The 25,263-nt window shown below is 64.0% G+C and carries 20 protein-coding genes; 8 read left to right on the top strand and 12 right to left on the bottom strand.

The window, feature by feature from the left end; translation table 11 throughout:
- Window positions 1-92 precede the first annotated feature (92 nt).
- Window positions 93-1,601: a response regulator transcription factor gene (locus C1A15_RS04400; protein WP_101721433.1), complete on the top strand. Its 1,509-nt coding sequence runs from the start codon at window positions 93-95 to the stop codon at window positions 1,599-1,601.
- Window positions 1,602-1,802: 201 nt separating this feature from the next.
- Here C1A15_RS04400 and C1A15_RS04395 read toward each other — a convergent pair whose 3' ends face one another.
- The 5 genes from C1A15_RS04395 to C1A15_RS04375 form a co-directional block, all read right to left on the bottom strand.
- A complete protein-coding gene (locus C1A15_RS04395; RefSeq protein ID WP_101721432.1) occupies window positions 1,803-2,105 on the bottom strand; it encodes a YerC/YecD family TrpR-related protein in 303 nt (100 codons plus the stop codon).
- 1 nt (window position 2,106) lies between these two features.
- Window positions 2,107-3,690: a citramalate synthase gene (gene cimA / locus C1A15_RS04390; protein WP_101721431.1), complete on the bottom strand. Its 1,584-nt coding sequence runs from the start codon at window positions 3,688-3,690 to the stop codon at window positions 2,107-2,109.
- 171 nt (window positions 3,691-3,861) lie between these two features.
- On the bottom strand, window positions 3,862-4,794 hold the full coding sequence (locus C1A15_RS04385) for a branched-chain amino acid transaminase (protein WP_101721430.1): 933 nt from the start codon (window positions 4,792-4,794) through the stop codon (window positions 3,862-3,864).
- A 180-nt stretch (window positions 4,795-4,974) separates the two neighbouring features.
- Window positions 4,975-5,160, bottom strand: coding sequence for a hypothetical protein (locus C1A15_RS04380; protein ID WP_180952992.1), 186 nt, complete (start codon window positions 5,158-5,160; stop codon window positions 4,975-4,977).
- A gap of 179 nt (window positions 5,161-5,339) precedes the next feature.
- Window positions 5,340-7,568, bottom strand: a complete 2,229-nt coding sequence (locus tag C1A15_RS04375) for an FAD-binding protein (RefSeq protein WP_101721429.1) — start codon at window positions 7,566-7,568, stop codon at window positions 5,340-5,342.
- 235 nt (window positions 7,569-7,803) lie between these two features.
- Here C1A15_RS04375 and C1A15_RS04370 point away from each other — a divergent pair, with 235 nt between their 5' ends.
- Complete coding sequence (locus C1A15_RS04370) at window positions 7,804-9,228, top strand: LuxR C-terminal-related transcriptional regulator (protein WP_180952991.1); 1,425 nt, start codon at window positions 7,804-7,806, stop codon at window positions 9,226-9,228.
- An 86-nt stretch (window positions 9,229-9,314) separates the two neighbouring features.
- Here C1A15_RS04370 and C1A15_RS04365 read toward each other — a convergent pair whose 3' ends face one another.
- The 4 genes from C1A15_RS04365 to C1A15_RS04350 form a co-directional block, all read right to left on the bottom strand.
- On the bottom strand, window positions 9,315-9,506 hold the full coding sequence (locus tag C1A15_RS04365; protein WP_180952990.1) for an FMN-binding protein: 192 nt from the start codon (window positions 9,504-9,506) through the stop codon (window positions 9,315-9,317).
- Between the two features lie 230 nt (window positions 9,507-9,736).
- Window positions 9,737-11,770, bottom strand: a complete 2,034-nt coding sequence (locus tag C1A15_RS04360; protein WP_245864913.1) for a carbohydrate-binding domain-containing protein — start codon at window positions 11,768-11,770, stop codon at window positions 9,737-9,739.
- Window positions 11,770-12,465, bottom strand: a complete 696-nt coding sequence (locus tag C1A15_RS04355; protein WP_101721427.1) for a DUF4956 domain-containing protein — start codon at window positions 12,463-12,465, stop codon at window positions 11,770-11,772. The genes C1A15_RS04360 and C1A15_RS04355 overlap by 1 nt, the downstream gene beginning before the upstream one ends.
- Window positions 12,466-12,711: 246 nt before the next feature.
- Window positions 12,712-13,653 carry a polyphosphate polymerase domain-containing protein gene (locus tag C1A15_RS04350; RefSeq protein ID WP_101721426.1) on the bottom strand — a complete coding sequence of 314 codons (942 nt, stop codon included), beginning with the start codon at window positions 13,651-13,653 and terminating at the stop codon, window positions 12,712-12,714.
- 243 nt (window positions 13,654-13,896) lie between these two features.
- Between C1A15_RS04350 and C1A15_RS04345 the strand changes: the two genes are divergently transcribed.
- The 3 genes from C1A15_RS04345 to C1A15_RS04335 all read left to right on the top strand — a co-directional run bounded on the left by C1A15_RS04345 (window position 13,897) and on the right by C1A15_RS04335 (window position 17,309).
- Entirely contained in the window at window positions 13,897-14,631 is a 735-nt protein-coding gene (locus tag C1A15_RS04345; RefSeq protein WP_245864912.1) for a response regulator transcription factor, read from the top strand.
- On the top strand, window positions 14,625-15,932 hold the full coding sequence (locus C1A15_RS04340) for a sensor histidine kinase (RefSeq protein WP_101721425.1): 1,308 nt from the start codon (window positions 14,625-14,627) through the stop codon (window positions 15,930-15,932). The genes C1A15_RS04345 and C1A15_RS04340 overlap by 7 nt, the downstream gene beginning before the upstream one ends.
- 87 nt (window positions 15,933-16,019) lie before the next feature.
- Window positions 16,020-17,309 (top strand): MFS transporter, encoded by a 1,290-nt coding sequence (locus C1A15_RS04335; RefSeq protein ID WP_245864911.1) that lies wholly within the window; start codon window positions 16,020-16,022, stop codon window positions 17,307-17,309.
- A 3-nt stretch (window positions 17,310-17,312) separates the two neighbouring features.
- Here C1A15_RS04335 and C1A15_RS04330 read toward each other — a convergent pair whose 3' ends face one another.
- On the bottom strand, window positions 17,313-18,167 hold the full coding sequence (locus C1A15_RS04330) for a MerR family transcriptional regulator (protein ID WP_180952989.1): 855 nt from the start codon (window positions 18,165-18,167) through the stop codon (window positions 17,313-17,315).
- A gap of 104 nt (window positions 18,168-18,271) precedes the next feature.
- On the opposite strand from C1A15_RS04330, the gene C1A15_RS04325 reads away from it, so the two are divergent.
- Entirely contained in the window at window positions 18,272-18,589 is a 318-nt protein-coding gene (locus tag C1A15_RS04325) for a DMT family transporter (RefSeq protein ID WP_101721423.1), read from the top strand.
- Window positions 18,590-18,591: 2 nt separating this feature from the next.
- Window positions 18,592-18,960, top strand: coding sequence for a DMT family transporter (locus tag C1A15_RS04320; RefSeq protein ID WP_101721422.1), 369 nt, complete (start codon window positions 18,592-18,594; stop codon window positions 18,958-18,960).
- A gap of 351 nt (window positions 18,961-19,311) precedes the next feature.
- Here the strand turns inward: C1A15_RS04320 and C1A15_RS04315 are convergent, their stop codons facing one another.
- On the bottom strand, window positions 19,312-21,402 hold the full coding sequence (locus C1A15_RS04315) for a glutamine synthetase III family protein (RefSeq protein WP_101721421.1): 2,091 nt from the start codon (window positions 21,400-21,402) through the stop codon (window positions 19,312-19,314).
- A gap of 169 nt (window positions 21,403-21,571) precedes the next feature.
- Window positions 21,572-23,122, bottom strand: a complete 1,551-nt coding sequence (locus C1A15_RS04310) for a helix-turn-helix transcriptional regulator (protein ID WP_245864910.1) — start codon at window positions 23,120-23,122, stop codon at window positions 21,572-21,574.
- Window positions 23,123-23,347: 225 nt separating this feature from the next.
- Between C1A15_RS04310 and C1A15_RS04305 the strand changes: the two genes are divergently transcribed.
- Window positions 23,348-25,207 (top strand): FAD-dependent oxidoreductase, encoded by a 1,860-nt coding sequence (locus C1A15_RS04305; RefSeq protein WP_101721419.1) that lies wholly within the window; start codon window positions 23,348-23,350, stop codon window positions 25,205-25,207.
- The last annotated feature ends 56 nt before the right edge of the window (window positions 25,208-25,263 follow it).

Genomic DNA, 25,263 nt, shown 5'->3' with positions numbered 1-25,263 from the left:
GAAAACGGCGGTTTCCCCCGGCTCGGGGGAGGACGGATGTTCTGCTGAGGGGTACCGTGGGAAACGCTTGATCAAGGGGAGGGGTCTCGATCGTGAATCACCATGCGCTCATCAACGAGCAGCGAGAGCGCTCGCTCGTGCTCCATCGGCTTGCGGAAAGCATCGCCGCGCGCCCGTTTTTGCTCGCAGCCCTCACGCTGTATTGGACATGGGTGAACATGGCCTTCCAGGGGCCGCTGTTCTTCCCGTCCGTCACGCTGGCATCCGGGCTGCTGTTCCCTTCATGGATCGGGCCGGTGGGCGTGAGCGCGCTTGCCTACTTCGTGCTGGGCGCATGGTTCAAGCGCACGAACGTCGTGTTTCGCCAGCGATGGTACATCGGCGCCATCGCTGCGGTCATGGCGTGCGGCGCGTTGCTCTCGTATCTCTGGATCGAGCTGTGCGACGCCTCGCTCGGACAGGTTCCGGGCATCGCCCTGTACGCGCTGGGATCCTCGGGGATCGGTTTGGGCACGGCATGCCTGCTCATCGAATGGGGGCGCGTGTTCGGCTATCTGGGCCCGCGCGAGGTGCTGTTCCACGGCATCGTGGCCATGCTGCTCTCGGCGCTGCTCATCTGCTTGCTGTCGTTTCTGCCCCTCATGTTCGGGCAGATGCTGTTCGTGATGATCCCCGTTCCGCTTGCCGCGTGCTGGTATCGGGCCATGCGCAGCTTCCCGCGCAAGACGCTGTTCGACCACGGCATGGACGCCACCTTGCGCACGCCGTACAAGTTCCTGATCACCGCACTGCTGCACGGCCTCGCGCTGGGCGTGCTGCTGGGCAGCACCGTGGTGCAGGCCGACGAGTCGAACACCATCCTGCTGAACGCCTTGAGCTTCGTGGTGGCGGCGCTGCTGTTGTTGCTGACCGCAGTGTTCGTGAAGATGGACTTCAACCATCTGATCTACCAGGTAGGATTCGGCATCATGGCAACCGGCGCGCTGCTCATCGCGCTGTTCGGGACGATCCCGGCGCTCGGCCAGTCGGTGCAGTTCGTGGGATTCTGCTATGTGCACCTCATCATGTGGGGCCTGTGCGCCTACCTGACCAAAACGTTCGACCTGCCCGCGACCTGGGTGGTGGCGTTGCCGACATGCTGTCTCATGCTGGGGCAGCTGATCGGCGGATCGTCGGCGAGCATGCTCATCCAGCAGGAAGACGCGGGCTATTGGATGCAGGTCATGGCCACGGTGGTGTCGTTTGTCCTGCTGATGGCGGCGCTTTTGATGATGAGCAACCGCAATCTGACCACCGGATGGGGCATCGCGCAACCGGGCGGCACGGCGCGCTCGGACGGCAGCCTCGACGCGGCCGTGCAGGTGATCGTCGTGGAGAACGGCATCACGCCGCGCGAGGCAGACACGCTCGCGCTGCTGGCGCGCGGCCGCAACCGCAAGCACATCAGCGAGGAGCTGGTGGTGTCGGAGGAGACGGTGAAGAGCCATGCGTCGAGCATCTACCACAAGCTGGGCGTGCATACCCAGCAAGAGCTGCTCGACCTGGTGGAAGCCCGCGCCGCCCTGCTGCGCGAAGCCGAGCAGGAAACGCCGTTCGCGTAGGGGGGGGGTGCGCCCCGCCGTACCTCGCCGTGGGCGTAAAACGGCACCCATGACAATTTTGGACGTGCGATTCGGATTTCGCTGCTTCGACTGCAAGAGAAACCCCAGGTGACGGAAAACCCTTTCCGCTCCTAGGGTTCACTGCTGCCCCGAAAATTGTCATGGGTGCCGTTTTGCGCCCAAAAGCGGGGCGCCCGCGTTCTACCGGCGCTTCTTCTCGGCGTCGTCGAGGGCGTTGAGGGCGGCGTTGTAGCCGCCGGCTCCGTAAGAGAGGCACTTCGACACGCGCGCGATGGTGGTGGCCGACGCGCCAGTGGCCTCCTCGATGGCAGCGTAGGACTTGCCGGCGTCCAGCTGGCGCGCCACGGCCAAACGCTGGGACGTCTCTTTGATCTCGCGGATGGTGAACAAGTCTTCGAGCAGGGAGAAGATCACGTCTTCGTCGTCGAGCGCCGCGAACACGCGCAGGAGGTCTTCGACTTCGGGCGTTCTGAGATCGCTCATGCTACTCCCCAATCCTCATCAGGCCGTATTCGATGGAATCGACCAGCGCGTTCCACGACGCCTCGATGATGTTCTCCGATACGCCCACCGTGCCCCAGCTGCCGTGCTTGTCGCGCGTGGTGATGACGACGCGCGTGATGGCGTCGGTGCCCACGTTCTCGTCGAGGATGCGCACCTTGTAGTCGACGAGCTCGATGTCGGCGACTTCCGGGTAGAAGGCCGTGATGGCCATGCGCAGCGCGTTGTCGAGAGCGCCGACGGGGCCCGCTCCCTCGCCCGTGGCAACGAAGCGCTGGTCGCCCACGTGGATCTTGATCGTGGCTTCGGACATGGCGTCCTTCGCCAGCGCGCCGGTGTCCTCGTGGTCGTCCACGATGACGCGGAAGCTCTCCAGCGTGAAGTGCGGGCGGTACGCGCCGAGGTGCCACTGCAGCAGCAGTGCGAGCGAGCCATCGGCCACTTCGTAGGAATAGCCCACCGCCTCGCGGCGCTTGATGTCGTCGAGGATCTCCTGCGTCTTGTCGGCGTGCTGCGTCAGGTCGATACGCAGGTTCTTCGCCTTCGCGATGAGCGACGCCTTTCCAGCCAACTCGCTGACCAGCATGCGCTGCGTGTTGCCAACCGCTTCGGGGCGCGTGTGCTCGTAGGCCTCGGGGAAGCGCGCAATGGCGCTGGCGTGCAGGCCGCCCTTGTGCGCGAACGCCGAGGCGCCCGTGTAAGGATGATGGTTCGGCACCGAGAGGTTGCACGTCTCGGCCACGAACTGCGCGACGCCGGTCAGGTCGCGCAGCCGCTCCTCGCCCACGCAGGTGCAGCCCATTTTGAGCTCGAGGTCGGCGATGACGGTGAGCAGGTCGGTGTTGCCCACGCGCTCGCCGAAACCGTTGACCGTGCCCTGCACCTGCACGGCGCCCGCGCGCACGGCGGCGAGCGTATTGGCCACGGCGCAGCCCGAGTCGTTGTGACAGTGGATGCCCAGCTGCTGCTCGGGAAGCTCGCGCGCGACCGCGGCGACGATGGCTTCCACCTCGTGCGGCAGCGCGCCGCCGTTCGTCTCGCACAGGTCGATGGAGTCGGCGCCCGCAACGCTCGCCGCGCGCACGCAGGCCATCGCGTAGTCGGCGTTCGCCTTGTAGCCGTCGAAGAAGTGCTCGGCGTCGAACACCACCGTAAGCCCCTGCGCTTTAAGGTGCGCCACGGAGTCGCGGATCATGCGGAGGTTCTCGTCGAGCGTGGTCAAGAGCGCGCGCGTGACCTGCTCGTCCCACGTCTTGCCCACGATGGTGACCACGGGGGCGCCGCTGGCAACGAGGTCGGCCAAACCGCGGTCGTCCTCGGCCGCCACGTCCTTCTTGCAGGTGGAGCCGAACGCCGCGATGCGCGCGTGCTTGAGCGGCATGTCCTGCACGCGCTGGAAGAACGCGATGTCCTTCGGGTTCGACGCCGGGAACCCGCCTTCGATGAAGTCGACGCCGAACGCATCCAGCCGCTCGACGATGCGCAGCTTGTCCTCAAGCGACAACGTGATGCCTTCGCACTGCTCTCCGTCCCGCAGCGTGCTGTCATACGTGAGGATTCGATTCACCTGAGGCGCTCCTTTAGAATCTACAGGTCCAATAAAGTCAGCGAGGGGCGCTGAGGTGCCCGAGATTGCCCCGTTTCGCGACCGAGCGTGCTTTCGCACGTGAGGGCAAGCGAAAAAGTGGCAAGATTGGGTGCCTCAGCGCCCCGTAGCGTCGACCAGTGACGACGGCTGTTAAGCCGGCGTAACCTCGTCCAACCACTCGCCGTACTCTTCGATGTTGCCGTACACCACGGCGAAGAAGCGGTCTTGCAGCAGGCGGGTGATCTCGCCCGGCTTGCCCACCTCGCGACCGTCGACGCTGCCGATGGGCGTGAGCTCGGCGGCCGAGCCGGTCATGAACACCTCGTCGGCCACGTAGAGATCGCTGCGCGTGAGGCTTTCCTCGATGGCGGGAATCTCCAGGTCGTCGGCCAGGCACAGAATGGTGTCGCGCGTGATGCCTTCGAGCAGGCCGTCGGACAGCGGCGGCGTCGACAGGATGCCGTCGCGCACGATGAACAGGTTCTCGCCCGTGCCCTCGCACACGAGGCCCGCTTCGTTCAGCATGATGGCCTCGACATAGCCGTGCTGCTTGGCTTCGAGCTTCGCCAGGATGGAGTTCATGTAGGAAGCCGTGGACTTCATCGACGGCGGGATGGCGTTGTTCGAGCGCTGACGCCACGACGACACGCCCACGGCCACGCCGCTTTCGAGCGCGTCGGCACCCAGGTAGGTATCCCACGGCCACGCGGCGATGGCCACGTCGGTGGATGCGCCGGTGGGGTCCACGCCCATCACGCCGTACCCGCGGTACACGATGGGGCGGATGTAGCACGACGGCAGGTTGTTCTTGCGGATGACCTCGAGCGTCGCCTCGCACAGCTCGTCCACCGTGTAGGGCAGGTCGATCAGCGCGATCTTGCAGCTGCGGTGCAGGCGCTCCATGTGGTCGCGCAGGCGGAAGACGTAGCTCTTCTTCGTCTCGGGGTTCTGATAGCAGCGGATGCCCTCGAACACGCCGGAGCCGTAATGCAGCGAGTGGGACAAGACATGCGTGGTAGCCTCGGCCCAGGGGAGCATTTCCCCGTTCTTCCAGATGTAATCCACTTCGGTGATGTCTGCCATGTTCGCATCCCTTCTCGCATGGGCTTCGGTCCCCAGCCTGACGTGCGGGTTCGTTCCTGATTCGTCCGATCATTGTACTCCAATCGGCTAAAGTGCGCGAAGGATTCCGGCAAAGGGTCACCGATTCGACGAAAGGGACAAAAAACGTTGGACGAATGCGTTCGATTGGCCGGAAGCGCTCTACAGCTCTTCGAGGTGTTCCTGCAAGAAGTCGCGAAACACCGGCATATCGAAGCGCACAGAGTCGCGCCCCGATTCGCCGATAATCCCCTGAGCAAGCAAACGCCGCTTGTACTGCGAGGCGTAGTTGCTTTTCACGCCCATGCGCTCCGCCACGTCAGAAAGCTTGCTGTCCCGATCGTCCACGAGCATAGCACCGAGAAAGCACGAGTCGCCACCGGAAAGCTCGCGATAGGTATTTCCAGGTTCTTTCAGCAGACAGGGAGGGAACCTTGCATGACCGCCTCCGCAGTCTCGCAAAGTTCCCTCTTGAATGGACAGGTTGCCCCGCGGAAGCGCCTACGTGCTCCGATCGGTCGAGGGCCCTACCATATCGGCTTGTCTGCGTTCGGGGGCTCCATGCCTTCGGGAAGCGTTTGCGTGCTCACCGCGGTCAGCCCGTAAGTCCCGGCAATATAATCGACGGCGTTCAATGCCGCCATGCGACCCCCCGTTTGATTCCAGCCAGCCGCGATGGCGGGGAACACCGTGTAATTCTGCCGAGGGTTCAACAAATTGCCGAGCGAATCGCAGCCGAACGCATACAGCCCTCCGATCGGAGTCGATCCGTCCTCGCGGCATACACGCACTTGAGCGTCCACGGAAAGCCCTCCGCAGGTCGCGAACATGACGTTCATGAGCTTGATCGCGTAAAACGGGCCCTCTTCGAGGGCATCGAGAAGCGAGGGGTCTTTCCCGAAAGCATCGTCGCTCCCCTTCTTGCACAGCTCGTTGTATTCGCCGACCGTCGCTTTCAACGTGTCGGGATCGACCCCCATCTGGCCGGCAAGGTCTCCGATCGTGTCGGCCTTCCACGCCATGCCCTCCTCCACGCACGCGTCAAGGGCATCGTATATTTCCGGCACGGGCATTTCGCGAGGAACGCCGCCTTGGCACTGATAGACTTCCCAGCGACCCACCTTGTTGAGACCTTCGCGAGCCACCTCGTCCAAAGCCTTTTTCGACCAAAGGGAGTAAAAGAAATGCCCGCATTTGTACGATGGCCACGACGAGACGTGAATTCCCGCCGAGAAGAGCTGCATGATCTGGTTCTCGTCAGCGAAACGTTTGCCATCGGGTCCAACGGCTAGTTGATTGCCGCTCAAACCCAAACCAAGCGGCGCGTCGTTGATCGTCCACGTGCTGTATCGGCCGGTGAAGTTGTTCAGGGAGCCCTCATCCACGTTGATCGGATACTTCTTGAGGAAATGAGGCAAACCTATATGCATGATGATAGGAGACATGCCGATATTGCGCGTGCCGGCTCCGAGGTCGATGGCAGACTGCACCATGAGCCCCGTGTCGGTGCCCGTTCCCAAAAACGGATACGGTCCGTTGTACGGCTCGGGAAGCAGCTTGGAGAGCATATCCCCGTTAGCGCCGAATCCGCCCGTGCCCATGACGACCGCTTTTGCGTTGATCACGTACTCTTTGCCGGTAGCGACGTTGCGCGCCTTGACGCCCGAAACCGCATCCACCTCATCGTCATACACAATTTCATAGCCTTCGGCCTCAAGCTCTATACGAGCTCCTTGCGCTTGCGCGCCGGCCACGAACTGCCGCAGAAAACCATCGACGATGATACGGCGATCTTCGAACGTTCCGGGTTGGTGCATGGGGGCGGGCATCGTATGGAACGAAACGGTTCCGTTCTGGCAGCCTTCGGGATCGGCACCGCCGATTCGCCACCCGTTTGCCAGCTGCCAATCCAACGTGTCTCCCGAATTATCGATGAACATTCGAACGACGTCGAGGTCGGCCAGCGGAGAGCCTTCATCGTCGCTCACCCAATCGGTCCACAAGCTGAAATACTCGTCGGGATCAAGAAAGGGCTGCCCATCGTTGAACATCTTCATGGGCTCTTTCGGATTGACCGATTGGATCATGTGCGTGAGGCACGACCGCCCGCCCACCTTTCCGGCGCGATCGATGGCCATGATGCTCACGCGGCCTCCTCCGTTCAGAGCCTGCATGCGCTCGGTTGCCGCCTTGAGCGCGAAGCATCCTCCCACGCTCAGCCCGACGATCAGGAGATCGACATCGATTTCCTCCACGACCCCTTCCTCCGCTCGCTCAACCGGATTGTGGAACGCCTCAACCGCGCTCTCGTCGTACCCCGCCGCCGCATATGCCTGCTTAAGGGCGTCTTCAATGGCGTTTTTGGAGGTCATCGAGGAGCTCGTAGCACCCGTGATCGCATCCACATCAAGCGATTGCGCTGCGATGATCCGGGGAAATAGCCGATCGCGAACGCTCATAAGAATGGGCGTCGTCTCCCCATGCTCGAATCTATCCTCGGGCACGTTGATTTCCAAGATAGAAGTCTCGTTAACCGTAACGGTAACGGGCAGCTCGAACAGGCCTTTATGGCCAAGAGCCTTGCCCACGTACGTCCCCGGCTCCATATGCGCCCCGTCGGTGACAGCCGCACGATCCGACGCCGCCTGCGGAGCGCATCCTCCCAAAGCCGCAATGCTCGACGTGCCCAAAGCAGCCAAAGCTCCGAATTTCAGAACGTCCCTTCGGCTTACCGCGCTCTTATCGATGTTTCCCATGGTTCCCTCCTGTCGTGATCACGCTTTTGCGCTTGACGAGCACTATGGCGTTCGCATCGCAGAGCGACTTCGTCGGAAACAGCCGAAAACGCCGTTGCAGGCTCGTCCGAAAGGTGTGATTTCTCAAAACGTGAGCAAAGCAGCACGTTCTGCGACAGCTCGTCGCAAAGAAAACGGGGTATACTTGCCGCAAAATCGAAGGCTTGCGCAGGGGAGAGCACGCAAGGGGGACTATATGGGAAATACGGAAACCGGCGCCTCTAAACGCAACAGCGCACTCGGGTTTTTCAGATTGCTCGGTTTTGGATACTTCCAAGCTTGGGTGTACTTCGCCGCTCTTAATCCGGTGATGTTCTCGCGAAGCTCCTTTTACGAGACCGAATCGCCTTACATTATGCTGATGCTCTCAGGCTTCCTTTGCGCGAGCATCCTGATGCTCGTTTTAATCAATGCCGCGAAACCTATCTTCGAAAACCCGTCATTCCTTTTTGCCTCAAGCCTGGTTGCGGGCTTGGGAACGCTGCTCATGGGATTCGCTTCCAGCAGCGACCTCCATCTAACCATAGCGGGCATCATGCTGGTCGACGTGGGTACGGCGGCTTTGATGATGTATTGGGGAAAGTTCTGGTCCATCATCAACACCGACAGGATGAGCCTTCACTTGATAGCATCAAGCCTGTTCGCCGTAGTGCTGTACGTTGTTTTCGCCGCATTGCCGGCAGAGACGCTGGTTGCCGCCATCGCGGTCTTGCCGCTCGCGTCGGCTCTCACCCTCATGCGATGCTCCAACGAACCTCGAAGGCGCCCTGACGAACATGCGACCGTGGCGCCTTCGATCTGGAAGCTGCTCTCGGGAATCGTAACCATCCCCATAGCCTATAGCTTGATGCGCGCGCTCTTTCTCCAGGACAGCCTGGCCCTGTTCGGCGAATCGTATCGCAACGTCATGGCGGCATTTGCCGGTTTCGCCATCATCATGGCCTTCATCGTACTGGGCAGAGGAAAGCCGTTCATAGGGAGGATGTATCGGTTCACGCTCACCTTGGTGCTTTTCAGCCTGGTATCGCTCTTCGCTCTGCCCGATAGTTTCAAATGGCTTGTCTCAGCGGCGATGATGCTTGGGTATTCCATATTCTGCGAGCTCGTCTGGCTAATGCAGCCGGAAATTGAGATTAAACTCGGAAAACGCGACCTCAAGCTGTTCGGATGGAATCGCATCGTCGTTCACGCCAGCGCCTTTGCCGGCATCGTGGTGGGCAACTGGCTGCTCGGTCAATCTTGGCTCACCGATTCGGCCGCCACTGCAGGCTGCATGCTCATGACGCTGCTGGTCGTCACCGTGGCCGTAAACGCCCTTTCGGAACAGGACTTCATGTCGTTCGTCGATCCCATCAAGGTGGAACAGACCGACACGAGGCCCATCGCATCGGAAACCGACCTGACGACAAATTGCGAGCGGTTGGCAGCAGAATACGGACTGTCGAAACGAGAGCTCGACGTGCTGATGCTGCTTGCACGGGGCAGGAGCCTTCCATACATCGAAGAGCAGCTCTTCATCTCGAATTCCACCGTGCGTACTCATACGCGCAACATCTATCGCAAACTCAACGTACATACCCGTCAGACGCTTCTCAGCCTGGTCGAAAGCCGAATCAGCTAGACACGGCCACGCGTCCAACAGCCTCCCTGCTGCGCCCCAGGTCTTTCTTGATCCTGGAGCGCAGCGCTTCCCTCCAAACGTGCCGGCTACGCCTTGCTCAGGGCATCTTCGACGGCGGCGATGATCGCTTTGCTGGTGATGGTGGCACCCGACACCACGTCGACGTCGACCGACCCCGCCGCGACGATGCTCGCCGGCATCGAGGCGATCGCATCCCCGGCGATGGAGGGCGTCTCGTTCTGCTCGAGCACGTCCACCGCGGCGTAGTCCCACGCCAAAAGCATCTATCGGAAAGCGGACGTGCACACCAAGCAGGAGCTGGTCGATCGTGCAGCCGGGATGCGCGATCGCTAGAAAGGGGGAGCCGCGGAAGCTTGCTGCATGCTGGGTACCCATCTTCGCTCCTAAAACACGCCACAGCTGCTGTGGCGTGTTTTAGGAGCGAAGATGGCTCTGAAGACGCGTCGCGGGTTGGATGCGCCGAAGCGGAGTCCAACCCGTAGCGTCTTTAGGTCATGTCGGCGGATGCGCCTCTGCCGCGCATGCCGCGCTGGACGTCGCCGCCTTGGCCGGCGGGCATGCCGCCGCCTCCGGCGCCGAGGCCGCCCATGCCGCCGGTTGCGGTGGTGGACGCAGTAACCTCGGTGGAAGCGCCGCCGCTGATCGTACCGGAATCGGTGTAGCCGTCGGCGTTCGCGCCGGTCACGGTGGCGCCTGTCACGAGCGAGTACGAACCGCCCTCCTCGAACGCGGGGCTGGATGCCAGCACCATGCCGAACTGCTTGGAGGCCGTGAGCGAGGCTACCACCGTGCCGTCGGCGTCGACGACCGCGACGCTGTCGCCCGCGTTGCCGCCGACGGTGGCGAACGCGAAGGGCTGCTCGCCGCTCGTGAAGTTCTGCGCCATGCCCGTGGAGCCCACCATGAGCACGGTGCCGCCCGTGACGGTGGCCGTGAGATCGTAGTCGAACGCGCCGTCGCCGCCGCTCGTGGGACCGTTGACCAGCAGCACGCCGCCCGCGACCTCGACGGATCCGTTGCTGTCCACGGCGTCGCCCGCGGCGTCGAGCACGGTGTAGCCGCCGTTGATCTGGATGAGGCAGTTCTCGTCGCCCATCCCCATGCCGCCGCCTTGGCCGCCCGCGCCGCCCTCGGCAAACGCGTTGTCGGGCGCGCCGTTGTTGAAGTCGCGCTCGCTCGGGGGTTCGCCGCCAGCGGGCGGTTCGCCGTCGGCAGGGGCATCGCCCATCGTGGGAGCCTCGCCGTCCGCGGGGGCGCCGTCGCCCGACGGCGCTGCGGGAGCGGCATCGATCGCAGCAGCAGCGCTTCCAGTCGCGTCCGCCGTGGCAGAGCCCTCCTCTCCGTCGGCCAAGTCGGCCGGTGCTGCGTTGATGGCATCGTCGCTGGCCACGATGTGGGTATCGCCGCCGTTGATGTACAGCTTCTCGGCTTCGTAGCCCTCGTAGCACGCGGTCACGTTCACCGTGCCGTCGTCGATGACGAGCTTCGTCTCGGCATGGAACGCGTCGTCGCCGGTCTCGATGTCGAGCGTGCCACCCGCCAGCAGCCCCTCGAGGCCGGAATGCAGCGCGTCGTCCGTCGCGGCGATGGAGAATTCGCCGCCCGCGATGCGCAGATAGGTTTGCGCCTGGATGCCGTCGTCGCCCGCCTCGATGGCGAACGTGCCGCCGTCGATGGAGACGAAGCCCTTCACGGCGTTCGTGTCTTTGTTCGACTTGATGCCGTCGCCGCCGGCCGTCAGCGTGAAGTCGCCGTCGAGGATCTTCACGCAGTCACGACCGCGCAGCGCGTCCTCCGCCGCCGACACCGCGTAGGTACCGCCCGTGACGACGAGGTCGTCCTTCGAGCACACCGCGTGACGGTACGCGCCGGTCACCGTCAGCGTGCCCGAGCCGTTCAACGTGAGGTCGGCGCGGCTGAACAGCGTGGCGTACGGCTCGTCGGAGCCGTCTTCCAGCACGTACTCCGCCCCGTCGGTGAGCGCGTTCTGCGTCCCGTCGGCCAGCGTGACGAAGCACTTGTCGGCCTGCTTCACGTACACGGCGGGCCCGTCCTCGTTGTGGATGGTCGCACCCGCGAGCACCATCTGCACCTTCGCGTCCTCGGGCGCCTCGACCACCAGCTGGCCGTCGTCGAGCGAGCCCGACACCACATAGACGCCCGCAGCCGTGATGGTCACCGTGGAGCCGTCCGCCGTCGCGCCAGACCCTTCGACGGTAGCCGCGCTGCCTGCAAGCACGACATGCGTCGCGGCAGCATCGTCGTAGGAGGGGTCCTGGTCGCGGTTGCTGTAGTCGAGGTCGAGCGCCGACGCGTCGAAAGAAGCCGCGACATCGGCGAACGACGTGGCGTCGGAAGCGTCGCTGTCCGCCGTCGCGTCGGCGGAGGAGACGCTAGCGGAGGCGGCGGGTTCGGCGTCGCCGCTTGACGCGCACCCGTGCATCAGCAGTGCCGAACACAAGATCATCAACAGCACGATGCCGCACACGAAGGGGCTCAAGCCCTGCAGTTTTCCGTTCATCACAACACATCCTTACTCGCGGCAGCGCGGCCGCAGGTGATCTTGAGATTGCCGTTGCGGCAGCGCAGTTCGTCGATCATGCGCTTCTCAAGGCCGGGCTGCTTCATGCGCACGGCGTACTCGAGCAAGAACAGGCTGCCCATGTTCGTGGTTTGCACGAGCGTCAGCTCATGCTCGTCGGTGTAGCGTTTCAGCACGTCGTCGAACACGCCGTCGTACTCGAGGTCATCGGGAATGGTGATCTTCAGCGTCTTCTCCGGCTCCTTCTGCTTGCCGAAGGGCGACAGCACGTAGCCCACGTTCACGATGGCCACGATAATGGTGAACAGCACGGCCAGCGCGATGAATCCCATGCCCGTGGCCAAGCCGATGGCCATCGCGAGGAACACGCTGCCGATGTCCTTCGCGCTGCCAGGGATGGAGCGGAAGCGCACGAGGTTGAACACGCCCATCACCGCGATGCCCGCACCCAGGTTGCCGTTCACCAGCGTGATGACCATCTGCACGATGAGCGGCAGCAGCGCCAACGTCACGACGAAGTTCTTGGAGTACGTGTGGCGGAACATGTAGATGGCGGCCACCGCCGCGCCCAGCACGATGGACGCGAGGCAGCACAGCAAGAAGTCGACGGTGGACACGCCCGCAACGAGCGATTCCGCCGATCCGAATATCGAGGTTAAAGCCGCATCTAGCACGATTGGTTCCTTTCAGGTAGAGGGATGGGGGCTCTTCGAGGCCTTCGGACACGCGAATCTCGAAGTTCCAAGCAATTTTTTCGTTTTGCGTACTTCGAACACCGCAGTAAGCCTCCAGCGGAATCGCTCACCTGGCCTTTTGCGAAGCGTCTTGAAATGCGAAGTCGTTTCGGAGCGGGAAACGTTCGCAAAACGTCAAAATTGCTTACTTCGAGCCGATTTCCGTGCCCGCAGCGCCTCAGCAACTCAGCAACGGGTGGGCGTGTGGGACGGGGCGCGAAAGCGGCGCGGGCGGCTGCGCAGCGCGGCGGCGAACCGCTCGGCCTTCTGCTCGGCGGCCGCTTGGGACGCGCGCGCCACAGAGGGCATCGCCCCGCCCCGACCAGCAGCGGCCGTGCAGGCCCGGTACGCTTCCCCGTACTTCGAGAACGACGACGGGTACGCCTCGCACGCATCGAGGGCCCGGACGAGCCACAACGGAAACGGGCCCGACGACTTGATCTCCATCACGGCGTCGCCGGACGACAGCAGCGCGTGCGCGGCGTCGGAACGCGGCGCGAACAGGTCGCGGTAAGCGATGGCGGCGTCGAAGGTGATGCGCAGGTCATCCGGCACGTCGGCAGGCGCGACGGACGCCAGCACCCCTGAGCCAGCGGCCCCGTCGCCGCACGCGAGCGACGCGTACGCCGTGCGCTCGCAGGTGATGAGCATCGAGGGCCGCAGCGGCCGATGGCGCGCCGCGAACGCATCGATCTCGCGGGCGATCTGCACGCTGCGCGGCGACAGCGATTCGGCAGCCATCTCCGCGTCGGCCAGCGGGAAGCGCTCGCAGGCTTTCTCGTACGGCGTTCCGTCCAGATAGGCGCAGGCGGCGGCCAGCGAGCACCCCACCCGGCGCTTGTACACGATGCCCTTGTACTTCGTCTTGATCTCCACGAACACGCGGTCGTGAGCCTGCGGCGCGCCGTACCCGCGCAGCCGCAGCTTCTCCTTGTACAGCGGCTTGTCCAGCGACCGCTCGATGAGCGCGCGCTCGGGCGTGTCGAGGTAGCGGCTCACGATGCGCGTGCGGCCGAACGCGTCGGGCGCCATGCGGCCGCGCAGCGCGGCCGTCATCGCGCGGTGCTGCCGCGCATCGAGGCGATACTTCACTTCCTTGCGTTCGAATACGTCGGTGAACGTTGTCATGGGATACCGCTCCTTTCCATCAGACACCGCATCCTAGTCGCGCAGCCTGAAAGTTCCCTGAAAGGCCCCGCCGCCCGCGGGCGACCGTGCAGGAACGCCAAGGCCGGGAAGGTCTCACGCCCGAGAGGGTTCCCTCCCCCTGTCCTCAGCATCCCCGCAGGGGGATTCGACGCGTTTCTTTCAGATGCTTTTCAGGGTTGCCGCTACAATGGAAGCGAGGCACTCGAAGGAAAGCGGGTCGGCATGCAGGTCCTCATCATTGAAGACGACGTGCGCCTGGCGCGGGCGCTCGCGCACATACTGGCCGAAAACGGCTACCAGACAGATGTCGTCCACGACGGCGCGTCGGGCCTCGCCTACGCGGAATGCGGCGACTACGACGTGATCATCCTCGACGTGATGCTGCCGAAGATGGACGGGTTCGCCGTGGTGGCCCAGCTGCGCCGCGAGAGCATCAGCGTGCCGGTGCTGCTGCTGACCGCGCGCGACGCCGTGCCCGACAAGATCACCGGCCTCGACAGCGGCGCCGACGACTACATGACCAAGCCCTTCGCGCCCGCCGAGCTGCTGGCTCACCTGCGCGCGCTGACGCGCCGCCAGGGCGAGGTGCTGTTCGAAAAGCTGGCCGCCGGCGACCTCGTGCTGAACCTGGAAAGCCACGACCTGTCGTGCGACGCGAAGTCCATCCACCTCAGCTACAAGGAGTTTTCCCTGGCCAAAGTGCTCATGGCGAACGCCGGGCAGGTGGTGTCGAAGGACATGCTCATCGCGAAGGTGTGGGGCGTGGAATCGAGCGCCGAGGACAACAACGTGGAGGCGTACGTGTCGTTTCTGCGCAAGAAGATGAAGTTCCTCGGGTCGTCCGCGCGCATCGAGACGCTGCGCCGGGCGGGCTACCGCTTCGTCGCGGACGCCGGTGGCGCGGCAGCCGAGGTCGCCGCTGGCGACTCCTCGGAAGACGGAGGCCCCGCATGCTGAAGAAGCTGCGCATCAAGTTCATCGCGCTCAACATGGCCACCGTGGCCGTGGTGCTGGCCGCGGTGTTCACCGCCATCTGCGTCATCAACTACCAGCAGAGCGTCGCCCATGTGCACGAGACGCTCGACGGCGCCCTTGCCCACGTGAGCGACGCGTCCGGCGCGCCGGGCGGCGGCCAGCCCGGAGGAGGCGCCGGCGCGCAGGCGCCGACCGACGTCGATCGCGAAGGCTCCACGCCACCCGAGATCGGCGGCAAGCGCGGCGGATCGGACCCCACCATCCCCGTGGCCGTGTTCTCGGTGGGCGACGACGGCGCGCTGACCGCCGTCCCCACGCGCACGACGGCCTCCATCGCCGACGACGTGCGGACGCAGGCCGCAGAAGCGCTGGCCGACCAACCCGACGGCACCGGCAACCTGGACGGCCTGGGGCTGTTCTACGAGAAGCGCGTCGTGGGAGGCACCACGTACCTCGCGTTCGTGGACATGAGCGCCGCCAGCGGCTGGCAGACCCTGGCCCTCACGCTGGCGGGCGTGGGCGTGGCGGCGTTGGCGGCGTTCTTCGTGGTCAGCATGTTCTTCTCGCGCTGGGCGCTGCGGCCCGTCGACCGCGCATGGCGCCAGCAACGGCAGTTCGTGGCCGATGCGTCCCATGATCTGAAGACGCCCCTCACCGTGATCCTCGCGAACACGTCCATCCTGCTCGAGCACCCCGAGCGCAGCATCGCCAGCCAAAGCCAGTGGATCGAGAGCACCCAACACGAAGCGGAACAGATGCAGGAACTCGTGGGCGACCTGCTGCTGCTTGCACAGGTGGACGAAGGCGCCTCGAAACCGACGATGGAGCGGCTCGACCTTGCCGATCTCGTGGAAGGTGAGCTGCTGCAGTTCGAGTCCGTTGCCTTCGAGCGCGCCATCGACCTGCAATCGCGCCTCGACGAGAGCGTGCTGGTGCGCGGCAACGCGATGCGGCTGCGCAAGCTGGTGGGCACGCTGCTGGACAACGCGTGCAAGTACGTCGACGACGGCGGTAGCGTGGATGTCGCGCTGCGACGGGGCGCGCGGCGCGTCGAGCTGTCAGTGCACAACACCGGCTTCGCTATCGCGCCCGAGGACCTCCCCCACGTGTTCGACCGCTTCTACCGCGCCGACAAGGCGCGCACGCGCGACGACAGCGGCTACGGCCTGGGGCTGGCCATCGCGCACGCCATTGCCGAGGAGCACGGCGGCACCCTCGTTGCCGCCAGCGACGAGGCCCGCGGCACCACCTTCACCCTCACGTTGCCAACCTTGCCCGCCTGACGGCGGGCGCGAAGTCTTTTATACTGGGAGTTCAACCTGAACCTTCATGCGCCTGTCGGGCGCTGCTTTGCAAGGAGAATCACGCACATGGCACTGCACTCGTGGCTGGCGCAACCGCAACGGCGATTGGGGCCGTTGGGGCTTATCGTACTGCTGGTCATCACGTCGCTCGTCACTCCCCTGTCGCTGGACATGTACACGCCGGCCGTCCCGCACATGACCGAACATTTCAACACGTCGGAGGGCATGGTAAACCTCACGCTCGTGGGGTATTTCCTGTTCTTCGCCGTGGGCCTGCTGGCGTTCGGCCCCACGAGCGACCGCTACGGCCGCAAGCCCGTGCTGCTTGCAGGTATTCTCACGTATGCGCTGGCCAGCGCGTTGTGTGCGCTGTCGGCGGACATCGTCATGCTCATCGCCATGCGCATTCTGCAAGCCCTCGGCGCCGGAGCGGTGAGCGCGGTGTCCACGGCGGTGGTGAAGGACGCCGTCGTTCCCGAGCGGCGCGAGGCGCTGCTGTCCGTGGTGCAGGTGATGTTCGTGGTAGGGCCCGTGCTCGCACCGGTGGCGGGCGCGCTCATCCTGCAGGTCGCCGACTGGCGCATGACGTTCTGGGTGCTCGCGGCCATCGGGCTCGTCTGCGCGGTGCTGGCTCTGCTGTTCGACGAGACGCTCCCCGCCCAAGATCGCTACGAGGGCACCGTGCTGGGCAGCATGAGGCAGCTGGGCGCGGTGGCGCGCAACAAGGGGTTCTCGGCGTTCCTCGGCATCGTCGGCCTGTACAACCTGCCGTTCATGGCGTACATCGCCGTAGGATCGTACGTGTACATCACGTTCTTCGGGCTGACCGAGCTGGGTTACAGCATGTACTTCGCCTTCGCCGCGCTGCTGACGGCGGCAGGGCCGTTCATCTGGCTGGCAGCATCGCGCTTCGTGTCGGCGCGCCGCTTCACGAGCATCCTGCTGGCAGTCGCGCTCGCATCCGGTGCGGCCATGCTGGCCGTGGGCGAGCTGGGCCCGACGCTGTTCTGCGTCACGTTCCTCGTGTTCGCGCTGACGGAAGCCGCCGTTCGCCCCTACAGCACGAACGTCTTGCTGTCGCAGCAAGACGGCGACACCGGGGCCGCGTCGTCGCTCATCAACTTCGCGCATACGGCCATCGGCTGCTTGGGGATGCTGGTGGCCGTGCTGCCGTGGCCGAACTACGTGGTGGGCGTGGGCGCGATCATCGTCGTCTCGATGGGCGTCGCCCTCATCGGCTGGGTGGCGCTCCTGCGCTCCCGCATCCCGCTCAAGGGCATTAAAGACGTCGACGCAGCGCGCCCCGCGTCCCCCAGCGCGGAGGGCGAAGCCGAACCCGCCTACGACGAGGGGTAGGATCTATCCCCTCAGAACTTCGACGATGGTACGGTCGGTGCGGAGCTCGGCGTCCCAGACCTCGAACGCCAGCAGGGTTTCATGCGCTTCTTCGACGGCTGCGGCCTGCGCTTCTTCGAAGACCTCGCGATAGCACAGCTCGAACGTCTCGCGCTCGACGCGCCAACCTCGAAACATGCCGCCGGGCAGCTCGAGCAGGCACATGTTGGCCTCGTGCGGCGCCGTTAGCTTCTCGCCCGGCAACGCCCTCACTTCGAGCGCGACGTACCAGGACGGCCCCGCCCCCTCCTCCGCGCCGGCCATCGCCCTCCCCGTTGCGCCACGCTGCAGGCAGATCATGCCCTGCAAAAACAGCGGCGCGATGCCGGCGCGCTTCGTTTCGCCGTACAGCTCGGTCATGGCCTTCGTGTAGCGCTTCGCGTCGAACGCCGGACGATCCCACGGTATCGCCAGGAACGTGCGGTCGCCCAGCGTGCGCTCGTACGGGGTCGGCGAGGTGCGCAGCGCATCCTGCACGGCGATCTCCGAGCGATAGCCGTCCAACTCCATGAGAATGGCCTGCGTTGCGCGCAGCTTCTCCTTCGCCAGACCGTATGCGCGCTCCAACAGGGACGATATATCCATCACGCCGCGCTCGGATACGTAGTCGGCCAGTTCTTTGAGGGGTACGCCCAGCTGCACGCACGACACGATCACGTCGAGCTCGTTCATCTGGCGCAGCGCGTAGTAGCGGTAGCCCGTGTCGGGGTTCACATACGCGGGGCGCAGGATGCCGATACGCTCGTAGTAGCGCAGCGCCTTCACGCCCACGCCCTTGAGGTGGGCAACCTCGCCGATGGAAAGCAGGTCGTTTCTCATGGCGCTCCTCCACATTCTGCACATGGGGCGATTGACTCGTCCCTTAGGGGATACTTTAGGATATCAGAACTTGATCAATCAGGGTCAAGCGAATAGGAGGAATCATGTCACCCTACGTGCTGCTCGGCATCGCCGTCGTCTTCGAGGTGTTCGCCGACTCCATGATGAAGCTGTCGAACGGGTTCACGCGCAAGCTGCCCGTCGTCGGCATCGTCGTCGGATACATCGTCGCGTTCTACCTGATCGCGCAAACGTTGGAGCAATTGCCGCTCGGCTTCGCCTACGCGGTGTGGACCGGCCTCGGCATCGCTCTGACCGCCGTAGTGGGCACGGCGTTCTGGCACGAGGGATTCAACGCGAAGAAGGCGATGGGCCTCGTGGCCATCATCGCCGGCGTGGTCGTATTGAAGATGGGAGCGTAATCATGGACCGCATTCATCCGTATGCGCTGTTGAGCGTATCCATCGTGCTCGAAGTGTTCGCCACCACGATGATGAAGCTCTCGGTTGGGTTCACCGTGCCGCTGTTCACGGTGCTGACCCTTATCGGCTACCTCGCGTCGTTCACGCTGCTCACATTCACGCTGAAGCATTTGCCGCTGGGCCTCGTGTACGGCATCTGGGGCGGCGTGGGCACCGTGCTGACGGCCGCCATCGGCATCATCGTCTGGGGAGACCCCTTCAACTGGATCACGTGCGTCGGCATCGCGCTCGTCGTCGGCGGCGTGGTGCTGCTGAACCAGGGCACGCAGGAGATCGAAGATCGGCGCAAGCAAGCAGGCGATGCACGGTAAGGCAAACGCCGACCCCCTCGTGCGGTGTCGCACGAAACCTCGAGCGACACCGCCAATCTGGTCGTCAGAGGATAGCGAATTTGGCAAAAAAATCGACTTAGGAAGATGATTCGACGGTTTCCAGGGTAAGCTCATCACGAAACCCCAGGTCGCTAATTATCCATGACTGCCAGAATCTTCCTAAGTCGATTTTTTTGCCAAAGTCTGCGACATCGCACGACACCAAAGGGTAATCGGTAAGCGCAACGGCGTGGCAAGCGAATCGCGCGTGACCTTATGCGTACCGCCCGAAAAGAAGCGCCTCGGTCCATTCCGAACCGGGGCGCTTCGTATGCCGAATTATGCAGGTTCTTACACGTAGAACAGGATGTCGTTGTACGTCGGAACGGGCCAATGGTCGCGGTCCACGAGCACTTCGAGCCCATCGACGGCGGCGCGCAGCTTGTCCATGACCGGGATCACCTCGTGCGCGTAGGTGTTCGCCTTCTCCTGCTCGCTTTCGATCTCTAGCGTCTCGTGATGCAGCTTGCCCAGGGTGCGCAGCTGCGTGTCGATCTCTTTGATGCCCAGCAGCAGACGGCGCAGCAGCTCTTCCTGCTGATCGGTGTCGGCACCGGCGCAGGCCGCGCGAATGGCGTTGATGTTGCCGGCCACCTCGGCCGCATAGTCGTTGATCGCCGGCAGAAACGCGCGCCGAACCATGCGCTTCATCGTGCGCACCTCGATGTTCAGCAGCTTGTTGTACTTCTCCAGCTTCACCTCGTAGCGGCTGCGCACCTCGGTCTCCGTGAGCACGCCGAACTCCTCGAACAGCGCGATGCTCTTCGGATCGACGAAGCACGGCAGGGCGTCGGCCGTCGTGGGGTGGTTGGCCAGACCGCGGCGCTCGGCCTCGATCGTCCACTCGTCGGCGTACCCGTTGCCGTTGAAGATGATGCGCTGATGCGCCGTCAGCACGTCGCGAATATAGGAGATGGCGGCGGCTTCGAACTCCTCGCCCGCCTTGCCTTCCATCGCGTCGGCGAAATCCTTGAGGCTCTTCGCCATCGCCGTGTTCAGGATCATGTTCGCGTCCGACAGGTTCACCGACGAGCCCGGCATGCGGAACTCGAACTTGTTGCCCGTGAACGCGAACGGAGAGGTGCGGTTGCGGTCGGTGTTGTCCTTGAGGAAGTTCGGCAGCACGGCCACGCCCAGGTCCATGGCCACTTTGTCTGCGCTCGTGTACTCGTGGTCGTCGATGAGCGCGTCCACGATGGCGTCAAGCTCGTCGCCGAGGAAGATCGAGATGATGGCCGGCGGCGCCTCGTCGGCGCCGAGGCGATGGTCGTTGCCGGCGGAGGCCACCGACATGCGCAGGAGCTCCTGGTAGTCGTCCACAGCCTGGATGACGCCCGTGAGAAACACGAGGAAGCGCAGGTTGTCCATGGGGCTCTCGCCGGGGTCGAACAGGTTCTTCTTGCCGGCCGACAGCGACCAGTTGTTGTGCTTGCCCGAGCCGTTGATGCCCTCGAACGGCTTCTCGTGCTGCAGGCACACCAAGCCGTGATGCGATGCCAGCAGGCGCATCTTCTCCATCGTGAGGAGGTTCTCGTCCACGCCGCGGTTCACGTTCGTGAAGATGGGCGCCAGCTCGTGCTGGGCCGGGGCCACCTCGTTGTGCTTCGTGCGCGCCGGCACGCCGAGCGCCCACAGCTCGTCGTCAAGCTCCTTCATGAACTCGTTGACGGTGGGGCGGATCGCGCCGAAGTAGTGCTCGTCGAGCTCCTGGCCTTTGCAGGGCGCGTAGCCGAACAGCGTGCGGCCCGTCATGATAAGGTCCTGCCGCTGCGCATAGGCTTTCTCGGAGACGAGGAAGTACTCCTGCTCGGCCCCCAAGGTGGGCACGATGCGCTGATGCGGCTCGCCGAACAGGGCGAGCACGCGGTTGGCCTGCTCTTCGACGGCGCTCATCGAACGCAGCAGCGGCGTCTTCTTGTCGAGCGCCTCGCCGGTGTAGGAGCAGAAGGCGGTGGGAATGCACAGCACCTCGTCTTTGATGAACGCGTAGGAGGTGGGGTCCCAAGCGGTGTAGCCGCGGGCCTCGAAGGTGGCGCGCAAGCCGCCGGACGGGAAGCTCGACGCATCGGGCTCGCCTTGGATCAGCTCCTTGCCGGAAAAGCTCATGATGGCGCGACCGTCGCTGCACGGATCGAGGAAGCTGTCGTGCTTCTCGGACGTGATGCCGGTCAGAGGCTGGAACCAGTGCGTGAAGTGGGTCGCCCCCTTCTCGATGGCCCATTCCTTCATGGCGTGCGCCACGACGTTGGCCACCTCGATCTCGAGGGGCTTACCCTCTTTCATGGTTTTGATCAGGCTCTTGTACGTTGCAGAAGGAAGGCGCTCCTGCATCGTGTGCTCGTTGAACACCATCGAGCCGTAAATATCCGAAACCTTCGCCATGAGGATGCGCTCCTTACTCGTTGCGTTCAAAGCGGGGCGCCCGTCCGCTGCGCCTGCGGAGGGGCCATCCGCATACGATAGCACGGCAGCCGGGCAAACCACGTGATCAACTTGCCGTAATCAAACTAACGGCGAAATGTTTCAAGAAGTTTTCGAGGATGGCGACGCGTCACAAGGCGGCCTCGATGAGCTCGCCCTCCTCCTGCATGCCAAGCGCGCGCTGCTCGGCCACGACGGCCGCCAGCAGATCCTGTTGCGAGTGAATGCCCATCTTGCGGTAGATGTTGCGCACATGGGTTTTCACCGTCTCCTTCGACAACGTCAGCTCGTCGCAGATGACCGCGCGGCTGGCCCCGCGCGCCAGCATGGCGAGCACTTCGCATTCGCGCGCGGTCAAATCGCTGCGGCGGCATACCAGATCGCACGCCTGATCGAAACTGTCGGGCACCGCGCCGATGTCGCCGGGCCGCGCCATGCCCCACCCCATTTGCAGGTTCTTGCGGTCGCTCATCACGAGCGAACTTGCCAGCAGGACGAACACCATGACGGTAGCCAGGTCGCGAGCCGTATGCACCGTGATGGGCATGGCCGCCACCATGGTGCTGCCCACGAAAGCGCCGGCGATCTGCCCGAGCAGCAGAACGCACGTCGTGATGGCGAACACCCAGTTGGCCGGCAGACCGCGTTGACTGATGAGGAACGCACAGAGCGCCCACAACATGATGTCGACGAAACGGTAGCCCATCGCGTGGATGAGCAGACCGCCGAGCGCATCAGGGCCGATCACGGCCAGCACGAGAAATCCGACCGACATGATGAGGAACCCCACCTGGTAGATCAGCTGGTTGAAATCCATTCGGAAGAAGAGCGCACAGGTGAGCAAAGCCAAGGCGGACAGGGCGAAGCTGACTGCCGAGAGCGCGACCACGGGCTCTTCGCCGCCACCGAGCAGCAACACGGCTTGCACGATGCCGAACGAAACCCCCTGGATGAACGACGTGACGAGGAACCTGCGCGGAACGCGCAGCTGCGCTTCCAAGCCGTACGAAAGCAGCTGCGGCGTTGCGGGAGCGTCCTTCGCGAGCAGCATCATGCTGGCGGAGGGCACGAGAAGCGCGACGACCCATACCGCATACGCCGGCAACAGCGTGATGACAACCGTGATCAGGGCGGCGACGAGCGTTCCCACCACGCCGTGCAAGATGGTGATGCGCGGGCCCAAATCGCCGAACGCACGACCCCATTCAACGTGCAAGCATGCCGTGCCAGCCCCCATGAGCAAGCCTCCCAGGCACACGACCGCTTCGTTCACCGGCGCCACGGTGAGCGGGGAGAACGAGAGCACGCCGCATGTGGCCACACCCGCCGACATGGAAGCAGGCACGGCGATGCAGTACCACCTCCCCTGCGGCACGGCACGCTTCCATTTGAAAGCCAGTCCCAACACCAGGAACGTGCAGGCGTACGCCGACAACGGCACGATCCATCCGGGCAGCGGGAAGTCGAGCGCCGCAAGGAACGGGGGATTGAAGAACGTCGTCTGGAACACCAGCCACACCCACGTCCAAAACAGGCCGAAACCCACCGACAACCGTGGATGCACACGCATCTCGCGGCGAAACGAGCGCAGCATGCCGTGACGCTCCTGCCATCCCGTCAAGCCGCAGCTGGGCGGAACATCCCGGCTGCGGCTTTCCTGTTCGTTTGGCACGGTCTCCATCGCCCCTCCCCGAGCTGCTTGTTTCCGTGGATTGCATGGTAGCACAGCGCACGCCCGCGCCAACATCGTTCGCCTACCCCTTCCGGGGGTAGATTCGATTTCTGGCGATTTACCGCGCAAAGGGGATAGCCGGGCGCGCCGCAGCTTCGGTATGGTCTGCGCCAGGAGATCGACCGCGTCCACCGTAGTCGATCAGCGAGCATCAGGGAGAGAGGGAGTTCAATCATGTCGAAAAACGAATGCGCCGCACACGCCTCAACGGGAGTTTCTCGCCGCCAGTTCCTCATCGGAGCGGGCCTGGCCGGCTTGGGTGCCGCAGGAGCCGGCCTCGCCGGTTGCGCGCCCAGCGGCACCCAAGCCGCCGAGAGCAAGGGGGCCGAGGGCACGGCGTCGGCTGGCGGCGCGGCCGATTCCGCGAGCCTCGCCAACAACCCGTTGGGCGCGAACGCTGCCGTCGAGTGGTCGTTCATGACGCCCCCGGCCGACATTCCCGCCGATCAGATCACCGGTACCGAGGATGTGGACGTGCTCGTGGTGGGCTGCGGATTCGCAGGCGCCATCGCCTCGGTCGCCGCTGCGCAGGAAGGCGCGAAAACGCTTTGCATCGAGAAGTGCAACACGTATTCCGGCCGCGGCGGACACATCACCGCATACGGCTCGAAGATCGTGAAGCAGTATGTCGAAGAAGGCTGGTTCGAGGAGGCCGACTACGCGCACATCGTGCGCCGGCTGACCGAATGGGCCACGGGTCGCGTGAAAGAGCCGCTGCTATGGCAATTCGCAAAGAAGTCAGGCGCGTGCATGGACTGGCTCGTGGACCTCGTGGCCGAGTCGGGCTTGCAGCCCACGCTGTGGGCCGGCTACTACAAGGGCCCCGACTACACCGAGGAGCCCATCACGCACTTCTTCTACGATGACACCACCGACTTCGTGTACCTCGACGGCGTGTCCAAGGGCCTTGGGATGGCCGTGCTCATCCCCGCGGTTATCGAACAGGGAGAGAAGCTGGGCGTGGAGTACCGCTACGAAACGCCGTGCGCTCGCTTGCTGCGCGACGGAAACGGACCCGTTACGGGTGCCATTGTGGGCGCGGAGGGTTCGTACAAGCAAATCAACGCGAAGTCCGTGATCGTGGCCACGGGCGACTACCTGGATGACGACGAGATGCGCACGCGTTACCAGCCCTTCACCTGGCACGCCGACAGCCGCCTGTACATCCCTTTCGGCATCTCCACCGGCGACCTGCACAAGCAGGCCATGTGGATCGGCGGCGCCATGCAGCCTTCCGAGCCGCACTGCGCTACCATCCACCTGGAATCCGGTGCCCAAAGCTATAACTTCCTGCACGTGAACAAGAACGGGCAGCGTTTCATGAACGAGGACGTGAACACGCAGTCGAAATCGTGCGTGAAATCGTACCAGCCTGAAGGCAAGGCGTTCACCATCTACGATGCGAACTCGCTTGAATCGTTCGCTCAGTCGTGCAACGACGGCATCTCGGGCGGCATCTCGTCTGACCAGCAGTACCGTCGCTTCGGCGTGCCGTTCGACATGGACGTGGAGCTGAAACTGCGTCAGGCGAAGATCGACCAGGGGCTGCTGTTCCAGGCCGACACGCTGGACGAACTGGCCGAGAAGGCGGGCATCGACGCCGAAGGGCTGAAGGCTACCGTCGCACGCTACAACGAGCTGGCCGCCAAAGGCAACGACGATGACTTCGGCAAGCGTCCTGAGATCCTGTGGCCTATCGACACGCCGCCGTACTTCGCCGGTCAGCTGGTCTCCACGCTGCTTGCCGCCTCGGGCGGCCTGCGCCAGGACACGGCGTGCCACATCCTCGACGAGGAGAACAACCCCATCGAGGGCCTGTACGTGTGCGGCGCCGCGGGCGGCGAGTACTTCTCGAACGATTACCCCACCATCTGCCCCGGCACGAACCACGGCCGCTGCCTGACGTTCGGTCGCATCGCCGGCATCAACGCCGCAGGAGGAGACGCCGAGAAGGAGATCGCCGATCTCGAGATCGTCAGCGCCATGATGCCCGAGGCCGAGCGCGTCAATACCGTGACGGCTTCCGCGAAGTAGCCCTCCCCGTAGGCTCGGGGCACGCCCAAGCGAGCCCCGAGCCTCGAGCACCAAGC

The organism is Eggerthella timonensis (assembly GCF_900184265.1).
In the GTDB taxonomy this organism is placed as follows: domain Bacteria; phylum Actinomycetota; class Coriobacteriia; order Coriobacteriales; family Eggerthellaceae; genus Eggerthella; species Eggerthella timonensis.
The sequence above is the reverse complement of the archived record's forward strand: the minus strand, read 5'-3'. Positions and strand labels throughout refer to the sequence as shown.

Excerpts from the sequence above, each read along its gene's own strand:
- C1A15_RS04340 (WP_101721425.1), top strand. The coding sequence starts at position 14,625 with ATGCTGAAGAAGCTGCGCATCAAGTTCATCGCGCTCAACATGGCCACC.
- C1A15_RS04395 (WP_101721432.1), bottom strand. The coding sequence starts at position 2,105 with ATGAGCGATCTCAGAACGCCCGAAGTCGAAGACCTCCTGCGCGTGTTC.
- C1A15_RS04375 (WP_101721429.1), bottom strand. The coding sequence starts at position 7,568 with ATGGGAAACATCGATAAGAGCGCGGTAAGCCGAAGGGACGTTCTGAAA.
- C1A15_RS04370 (WP_180952991.1), top strand. The coding sequence starts at position 7,804 with ATGGGAAATACGGAAACCGGCGCCTCTAAACGCAACAGCGCACTCGGG.
- C1A15_RS04330 (WP_180952989.1), bottom strand. The coding sequence starts at position 18,167 with ATGAGAAACGACCTGCTTTCCATCGGCGAGGTTGCCCACCTCAAGGGC.
- C1A15_RS04350 (WP_101721426.1), bottom strand. The coding sequence starts at position 13,653 with ATGACAACGTTCACCGACGTATTCGAACGCAAGGAAGTGAAGTATCGC.
- C1A15_RS04305 (WP_101721419.1), top strand. The coding sequence starts at position 23,348 with ATGTCGAAAAACGAATGCGCCGCACACGCCTCAACGGGAGTTTCTCGC.
- C1A15_RS04325 (WP_101721423.1), top strand. The coding sequence starts at position 18,272 with ATGTCACCCTACGTGCTGCTCGGCATCGCCGTCGTCTTCGAGGTGTTC.
- C1A15_RS04320 (WP_101721422.1), top strand. The coding sequence starts at position 18,592 with ATGGACCGCATTCATCCGTATGCGCTGTTGAGCGTATCCATCGTGCTC.
- C1A15_RS04335 (WP_245864911.1), top strand. The coding sequence starts at position 16,020 with ATGGCACTGCACTCGTGGCTGGCGCAACCGCAACGGCGATTGGGGCCG.
- C1A15_RS04315 (WP_101721421.1), bottom strand. The coding sequence starts at position 21,402 with ATGGCGAAGGTTTCGGATATTTACGGCTCGATGGTGTTCAACGAGCAC.
- C1A15_RS04310 (WP_245864910.1), bottom strand. The coding sequence starts at position 23,122 with ATGGAGACCGTGCCAAACGAACAGGAAAGCCGCAGCCGGGATGTTCCG.
- C1A15_RS04345 (WP_245864912.1), top strand. The coding sequence starts at position 13,897 with ATGCAGGTCCTCATCATTGAAGACGACGTGCGCCTGGCGCGGGCGCTC.
- C1A15_RS04360 (WP_245864913.1), bottom strand. The coding sequence starts at position 11,770 with ATGAACGGAAAACTGCAGGGCTTGAGCCCCTTCGTGTGCGGCATCGTG.
- C1A15_RS04385 (WP_101721430.1), bottom strand. The coding sequence starts at position 4,794 with ATGGCAGACATCACCGAAGTGGATTACATCTGGAAGAACGGGGAAATG.